Annotated in this window: 6 protein-coding genes; 4 read left to right on the forward strand and 2 right to left on the reverse strand. The window is 65.1% G+C overall.

Features of this window, described 5'->3' with window-relative positions:
• Positions 1-2,258, reverse strand: a 2,258-nt coding sequence (locus tag VMD50_RS26040) for a DUF2510 domain-containing protein (RefSeq protein ID WP_325432198.1), incomplete at its 3' end; no start/stop codon positions are given.
• 650 nt (positions 2,259-2,908) lie between these two features.
• On the opposite strand from VMD50_RS26040, the gene VMD50_RS26045 reads away from it, so the two are divergent.
• On the forward strand, positions 2,909-3,457 hold the full coding sequence (locus VMD50_RS26045) for a hypothetical protein (RefSeq protein WP_325432200.1): 549 nt from the start codon (positions 2,909-2,911) through the stop codon (positions 3,455-3,457).
• Positions 3,458-3,950: 493 nt separating this feature from the next.
• On the opposite strand, the gene VMD50_RS26050 is transcribed toward VMD50_RS26045, so the two are convergent.
• Complete coding sequence (locus VMD50_RS26050) at positions 3,951-4,997, reverse strand: peptidoglycan-binding protein (RefSeq protein WP_325432202.1); 1,047 nt, start codon at positions 4,995-4,997, stop codon at positions 3,951-3,953.
• A gap of 33 nt (positions 4,998-5,030) precedes the next feature.
• Between VMD50_RS26050 and VMD50_RS26055 the strand changes: the two genes are divergently transcribed.
• From VMD50_RS26055 to VMD50_RS26065, 3 genes are all read left to right on the forward strand, one after another.
• Complete coding sequence (locus tag VMD50_RS26055; protein ID WP_325432204.1) at positions 5,031-5,153, forward strand: hypothetical protein; 123 nt, start codon at positions 5,031-5,033, stop codon at positions 5,151-5,153.
• Positions 5,154-5,415: 262 nt separating this feature from the next.
• Positions 5,416-5,811 carry an LppP/LprE family lipoprotein gene (locus tag VMD50_RS26060; protein ID WP_325432206.1) on the forward strand — a complete coding sequence of 132 codons (396 nt, stop codon included), beginning with the start codon at positions 5,416-5,418 and terminating at the stop codon, positions 5,809-5,811.
• A gap of 167 nt (positions 5,812-5,978) precedes the next feature.
• A complete protein-coding gene (locus VMD50_RS26065) occupies positions 5,979-7,712 on the forward strand; it encodes an IS1634 family transposase (protein ID WP_325432208.1) in 1,734 nt (577 codons plus the stop codon).
• The last annotated feature ends 191 nt before the right edge of the window (positions 7,713-7,903 follow it).

A 7,903-nucleotide genomic window follows, 5' to 3' on the forward strand; every position in this document is an offset into this window, starting at 1 on the left:
GCGACACTGAGTATGAAATCGCCGGGCCCACTGGGCAATCTGACCAGCTGGCCGGTGGGTGCGTCCCACAATCGCAGCCCATTGCCGCTTCCGGCGGCGATGTGACGTCCATCGGGACTGAACGCCACAGTCCACACGGTCTGAGTTCGGCCCGTCAGCGGCTCACCGATCCGTCGGCCTGCTCCCAGATCGGCCAACCGTACGGTGCCATCTCCGTTGCCGGTCACGATGTGCTGCCCGTCCGGGCTGAACGCCACCGCGTTTACCCGTCCCTGGTCGCCGGTGATGGGTGTGCCGATGTCGGCGTCCCACACGCGCAGGGTGGCGTCGTTTGCGCCGGAGACGATGCGGTGCCCGTCGGGGGTGAACGCCACGTTCTGCACGATGCTGGTGTGCCCGTAAAGCGGGGTGCCGATCTGCCGTCCGGTGGCGGAGTCCCACAGTCGCAGCGTGTGATCGCCGCTGCCGGAGACGATGCGCTGCCCGTCGGGGCTGAACGCCACGCTGAAGACCCCGCGGGTGTGTCCGGTGAGCGGCGCACCGATCGGCTGGCCGGTGCCGGCATCCCAGAGCCGCACCGTCGCATCGTCGCTGCCGGAGGCGATGCGCCGCCCGTCGGGGCTGAACACCACACTGTGCACGGTGCCGGCATGGCCGGCGATCGGCGCCCCGATCGGCTGGCCGGTGGCAACGTCCCAGAGCTGGATGGTGTGGTCGTTGCTGCCGGAGGCCACACGGCGACCGTCCGGGCTGAACGTGACCGTTTCCACGGTTCGCGTGATGCTCTGCTCGCCGGCCAGCGGCGCGCCGATCGGCTCTCCGGTGTGGGCGTCCCACAGCCGCACGGTGTTGTCCCAGCTTCCGGTGGCGATGTGGCCACCGTCGGGGCTGAACGCCACACTGGTTACCGGGCCCTCATGCCCGGTCAGTGGGCCGCCGATCGGTTGACCGGTGTCGGCGTCCCATAGCCGCACGGTGGTGTCCATGCCACCAGAGGCGATGCGGTGCCCGTCGGGGCTGTATGCCACGCAGAACACCGAGTCGCTGTGCCCAGTGAGCGGCGCGCCGATCGGTTGACCGGTGTCGGTGTCCCATATCTGCAGTTTGCGGTTACCGCCGGCGATGATGTGCCGCCCATTAGGGCTTAGCGCCATTGCGTTCACGGTGTCGTCAGCGGTCGGGATGATCTTGATCGTGTCACGTCGCTCGGACACCCCGGTGAACAGTGCGCCGGCATCGGCGCCCCGCGCAATGCGGGGCACGGCGAGGATCTGCTGCAACGCTTGTACATCGCCGCCGCCCCGGGTGCCGGCGAGCATGGACTCTCCTTGTGATGAGAGCCGAAGCGCGACCGCCTGGTTGCGTTGCATCAGCGCTTGCTCCTTCTGATGCCGTGCTTCACGCCATTGGAAAAGCGCGATCGTGGCGGCCGTCAGCGCTGATATGGTCAACACGGCCAGGCCGGCGATCGCGGCGCGGCGTAGCCGGCGGAACCGGCGTTGTTCGCGCACGTCGTCGCTGGCCAGTTCGTATTTGGATTTGCCGTGGATGGGGGCGGCCAGGTCGGTGACCTTGTCCCGGAATGTCGGTGCGTGCGGGTCCCACGGCGCGAGGCCGCGGACGTCAACATAAAGCGGTTCAGTCGGAAGAACTCCAGGCTCTTTGTCCTTCGTCAGCACCGGTGGGGCGGCGTCGGAGCGGTCGGGGTCAAACCGTTGGGTCGCCTCGTCCCAGTACAGGTGGCCGTCGGCCAGCACGAACATCAGCTGCTCGGGCTCGCGCCGCGCCAGCCAGTGAGTGACCTCCTTGTTGACCCACGGCGAGGCCGCCGCGTGGGGGGACAGCACCACGATCAAATAGCGGGAGCGGTCCATCGCGTCGGTGACCTTGCCCAGCAGGTTGGGGTTGGCGCCCAGGTCGGTGGTATCGCGAAACACCCGCAGCGCGTTCAACTGGCCCACCCGACGACCGACGTGGTGCAACCCCTTCTGGATCCCGGCAGCCACGGCCTCATCGTCGCGGCTGTAGGACAAGAAGGCGTCGTAGGTCAACGACGCTCCCCGCCTTTGCGACGGCGGCACCTCTGCCCGGTCTTGCCTCGACCCGAAGGTCGCGACCTTTCGTGCCTGCATCGAACCGAGGTCGGGTTTGGCTGCCGCCCCAAGCCTCGAGGTATTGCTGGTCCATTGTCTGCCGTCCCAATAGCGCAGCATCCCAGCAGATTGTGGGTCTGGATACCAACCTTGCGGAGTTGTCATGAACCCGTCCTTAGCTGCCATCCACTGACGTGGCAGAACCGAACCGCCCACTGACTCACTCCGGCATATCCGAAGACCCGACGTCGTGGGGAGCCGTCACGGCGTCGCCGGGAAAGACGTCGCGACGTTGCCGCTGCGAGCTGATATCGGTGCGTCGACCGCGCCACTTGCCGCGCGCACTGCGACGGCCTCCCCGGTGCGGCACCGATCGTCATGCGATCCTCCCTGGCGTTTCTTGACGGCCTGCCGATGAGCTATCCGGCAGATGCCTGGATCAAGTAGATGTCGTTCAACGCCCCGTCGTGCAGGGGCTTTGGTCCCGTTTGCGGGGAAATATGAAACGACGGTGTGGTAGCAGGCCATCGTGCTCAGGATGAGTCGAGCAGATGGGCGAGCACACCGAGGACGTGTGAAAGTGTCCTGCCTTCTTCGGCGAAGGTCTCTGCCAACCCGCGAGGCGTCATGACCAGTTCGCGGCGCGTGTCCGCATGCCTAGGGGCCGCTTAACTCAGACATCGGCGGCGCGGCCGCCAACCGCTCGATCGCGGCCCGTGGTGTATCGCGAGTCGTGATGGCCGGATGCCGCAGAACCGGAGAGCATGGAGGCTGGCCGGCGAATGGACCGACCGGGCTAGGAGGTGACCCGCACCATGAACGGCGATGTGCTGTCGGATGACCAGATTGCGGCGATGTCGGCCGAGGAGCGGCTAGCGCTGGCTCGCCGACTGCGGCCTGCACACAAGGAGTCCCCGCGGGCCCGGGAGAGCACTTCGATACGTCGAATCCGGCTGTGGGTGTCGGCAGCCGCCGCGCTCGGCCTGATTCCCTGGATCGCCTACCTTGCCGTGGCTCTCCCGCAGAACTACACCGCGCACAACTGGCGTGCCGCCTGGGTGGGTTTCGACATTCTGCTGCTGCTTTTCATGATCGGGACCGCAACGCTCGGCTTCCTACACCGCCACCTGCTCACGGTCACCGCCTTCACCACGGGGGTGCTGCTGATCTGCGACGCCTGGTTCGACGTCATGACCGCTGGGCCCGAAGACAGGATGGTGTCGGTGCTGACCGCCGCGCTGGGCGAACTGCCGCTGGCGATCATCCTCATGGGCGGCACCCTGCGCATGGTGCGGTTGACCCTCACCTCCCTATTGGAACTAGACCCCGCAACGCCCTCGTGGCGGCTGCCGCTGTCACCCTAAGAGCCGGTGAAAACCGTAAGCGTCAATCGAAAGTAGCTGTGCTGCAGTATATGCCGATACGGCGTGCGCTATCGCTGACCCGGCATGTCTGCTCGGGGGCGGTATTAGCGCATCGGCCCGTTAGCGCCCCCAGAGACAGCGCCCCATCAACCCTGGCTTAATGTGAACGTGACATCCCGTTGCGGCACAGCGTGACCCAAAGGGAAATCCGAATCGCCACCGCCGTGCTTAGTTCACGGCATCGCCCGGAACCACGCTCTCTCTAATCCCTGCACAGCGCTGTGCTGTCGTCTCCAGCCGGCGGCGTGGCCGATAGCAGCCGCCGCGCGCAGGTCGGCCAGGATGCGATGCGCGGCCGCACCCGCCTGCGGTGCCCAATTTCGTATGACGGGGCTGCTGTTAGCGATCATGCTGTGGGCGACCGTCATCGAAGCACACATCGACAGGAAACCGACATTGGCCTCCGCAGATCCCGTGGATCGTGAGGGTCAGGTCAATGTCGTTGTCGGCGTGGCTTTTTAGGTTGGGCACACGCACTGACTGGCGGGGAAACAGTCGCCGCAAGTTCTGGCGCCGGCGCCGCTAGGCCGTCGGTGAGCAGACCCCGCACCCAGCTCACCCCGCCGCTGATGTCGTACGGCGAGTAGTGCGGGTTCGGGTTGTCGCCCACGAACACCACCCCGGAGATGATCGCCTCGATGATCGCCCAAATTTCCTCCAGGGGCCTGTGGAACAGTTGGGCGATCTGGAAGGCCAGCGAGATCGGGTCCGAGAGCACGTCGCCGCGTGCGACGGCCTGGTAAACCGCCGCCTTGGCCTTGCTGGCGTCGTCATCGCCGTTCTCGGCGAAGATGTCGCCCTCGCGGTAGACGTCCATCCAGTTGTCCGGCTTCACCGGGAACCCCGGCAGCCCGAACCGCCGATAGGGGTCCAAGCCGTGCGTTCCTGTCGTGGTGACCCAGCCGACGGCCCAGGGAGCGATGCTATCGGTCTGGCGGCACGGGTTGCCGTAGGCCAGTACCCCGAGCAGGTCGGCCTCGCGCCACTCGAGCGGCTTGCCGGGTGCGAGTTGGTTGAGCCAGAAGTCGAATCCGACGATGGCGCCCGGACTGAAGATGCCGAGCACCCACTTGGTGCCCGCCGGGAACGGCACCCCGTTGTCCATCACGGTTGCCCCGACCAGGCGGGTGAGTTCGTTTTCCCCGCTTAAGTTGTCGAACGGGATGGCCCCGTTGTTGTAGCCGATCGGCTGGTGGTGGCAATGGCCCTCGCTTTCCAGCTGAGTGGCCGTGTCGGCCACCGGCCCGGAGAACATGTTCGACGAGTGTCCTTCGACGGTGAACATGATCGGCAGGATCGGTGCCGAGTGCAACCGCGACGGGTCATCGGCACCCGGTGGTGGGTAACTGCCCAGCCGCTGCCTGAGGGCGAGATTGGCGACCGCGTACCCACTCGGGTCGCGGATGATCGGCAGACCCGTACGCTGACAGAACTCCTGGACGGCGCGGGCCACCACCTCGTCGTAGTTCGGCTGGGCCACCACCCCCAGGTCGCGCGCCCACTGATACTTGTCGTGCAGCTTGCTGTCAGCAGTGTGATCGCGTTCCAGTTCGGAGCGTTGCGCGGCGTGGCGGGGCTGTCGACGTCGCCGACGCCCAAGCCGATCCAGTTGCCGTTCGCGTCATTCACCATCTGAACTCATCTCCTTTGAATTCTTCACCGGTGGACTTGTCCACCAGCACGCCCACGGCCCCGCCCAGATAGCTGCCCAGCGCACCGACCCCGAGCACTGATCCGGTTTCGGATGGTGTCGAACAGCGGCACAATGTTGGACTGTGACTAAGTGTGCAGGCGACGCGATAACCCGTGCGCTCGGGTCTGTAGTCACGCTGGCAGCCTTAACGGGTTGGACGTCCCCACCGGCGTTCGGCGAGCCGCCGCCGGGCACACGGTGCGGGGTGGACTTGGGGGCACCGGTGATCATCGAGGCTGTTCGCTCCCTGCGGCCGGCCTTCACCGACATGGACGTGCCCTGGGATCCCGTCCCATACGGCGGCAACTACGATCCGTGCGTCACCTTGTCGACCGCACTGGTCACCGTTGAGCGCGCCACGGGCAGCTCACCAGATCACGCCTTGTTCTTCCACTACGGCGACTACCTCGGCACCGCCACCTGGCAGCCTTACCCGTTCACATCGTTGAACGCGCCGTTGACGACTGACGACACCATCGTCCTGAATTACAAGGACGGCCGATACGTCTGTACCGCCTGTCCGGGTCCGATCACGATTGTCCGATACCAATGGCAGCGCGATCACGTGCAGATGCTTGATCCACCCCCGCCGGCTCCCTAGGCGGAAGTTCCCCCTCTAAAGGGGTTTCTAAATCCCGGTCTGTTGTGTGAGCAGGTGTTTCGTCGTCATGCCTGCTGTGAAGCGTAATCATGTAATATGAGAAGTCAATCGGCGTGTCATAGTCTCATTTCTAATAAATCGTACTTCATATGTGCTAGAAGGTAATCATGTATGTGACGCGGGTGCCCAACCGGGGGTCACCGCCGGCGGTGCTGTTGCGCGAAAGCTACCGGGAAAACGGCGAGGTGAAAACCCGCACGCTGGCCAATCTGTCCCGGTGGCCCGAGCACAAAGTGGACAAACTGCAGCGGGCGCTCAAGGGCGTGCCGGCCACCGGTGATCTGTGCGAGGCCTTTGATGTCACCCGCAGTCTCCCGCACGGGCATGTGGCCGCGGTGCTGGGAACCGCCCGGCGGCTGGGCCTTGAGGAACTGATCGATCCGACCCCCTCGCGGCGGCGCGATCTGGTGGTCGCGATGCTGGTGGCGGCCGTGATCGACCCGGGTTCTAAGCTGGCGTTCGCGCGCGGGTTGCGCGCCGAGACCGCCACCAGTTCCCTCGGTGAGGTGCTGGGGCTGGCGGGCTGTGACGAGGATGACCTGTATGCGGCGATGGACTGGGTGCTGGCCCGCAAAGACGGGATCGAAAATGCCCTGGCTGCACGGCATTTGACCAACGGCACGCTGGTGCTCTACGACGTGTCCTCGGCGGCGTTTGAGGGCCGCACTTGCCCGCTGGGCAAAATCGGGCACGCCCGCGATGGGGTCAAAGGCAGGTTGCAGATCGTCTACGGGCTGCTGTGCTCCCCCAAGGGGATACCGATCGCCATCGAGGTGTTCGAGGGCAACACCGCCGACCCGAAAACCCTGGCCGCCCAGATCACCAAACTCAAAACCCGGTTCGGGCTGTCCACCATCGCCATGGTGGGCGATCGAGGCATGATCACCAGTGCCCGCATCGACAACGAGCTACGCCCCGCACAGCTGGATTGGATCAGCGCGTTGCGCGCCGAGCAGATCCGGGTCTTGGTCAACGACGAAGCGCTGCAGCTGTCGCTGTTTGACCAGCAGAACCTGTTCGAGATCACCCACCCCGACTACCCCGGTGAGCGGCTGGTGTGCTGCTATAACCCGGCTTTGGCCGCAGAGCGCGCCCGCAAACGCGACGAGCTGCTGGCGGCCACCCAAGCAGAACTGGCCAAAATCGCTGCGGCCACCCACCGTGCCCGGCGCCCACTGCGCGGCACAGACAAGATCGCCCTGAAGGCGGGCACGGTGCGCAACAAGTTCAAAATGGCCAAGCACTTTGAGCTGCAGATCAGCGACGACTCCTTGGCTTTCACCCGCAAGGACGATCAGATCGCCGCCGAGGCCGCCCTGGATGGCATCTACGTGCTGCGCACCAGCCTGCCCGAACACGCCCTGGGCCGCGATGACGTGGTGGGCCGCTACAAAGACCTCGCCGACGTCGAACGCTTCTTCCGCACCCTAAACAGCGAACTTGATGTGCGCCCCATCCGCCACCGCCTAGCCGACCGGGTCCGCACCCACATGTTCTTACGCATGCTCTCCTACTACATCAGCTGGCACATGAAACAAGCTCTTGCACCAATCCTGTTCCAAGACAACGACAAACCCGCCGCGGCCGCCAAACGCCCCGACCCTGTCGCCCCCGCCCAACGCTCCGACAAAGCCCTCGCCAAGGCCGCGCGTAAACGCACCCACGACGACTACCCGGTGCACAGCTTCACCAGCCTGCTCGCCGACCTGGCCACCATCTGCGCCAACCAAATTCAGCCCACCGTCGACCTGCCGGCATTCATCAAAATCACCACCCCCACCCCGCTGCAACGGCGCGCCTTCGAACTGCTCGACCTCTCCCACCGCCACGGCCTGGCGTAGTCAGTACGCCACCACAAAAGCCCAGGTCACCCCATAACTTGCACCTAATCAGGGGGTGCCTCTCTGTTTGTCAAGAGGCCTTCGTGGATTGATCGTGACATTTGTCTTGGTTGCGTTGTTCGTCGGCGATCATGGTGCGCCAGAGCTGGTTGGATAGGTGTCGTTTGAGGCAGCGCAGCGCCGCTCGTGGT

The organism is Mycobacterium sp., assembly GCF_035506235.1.
Lineage (GTDB): Bacteria > Actinomycetota > Actinomycetes > Mycobacteriales > Mycobacteriaceae > Mycobacterium.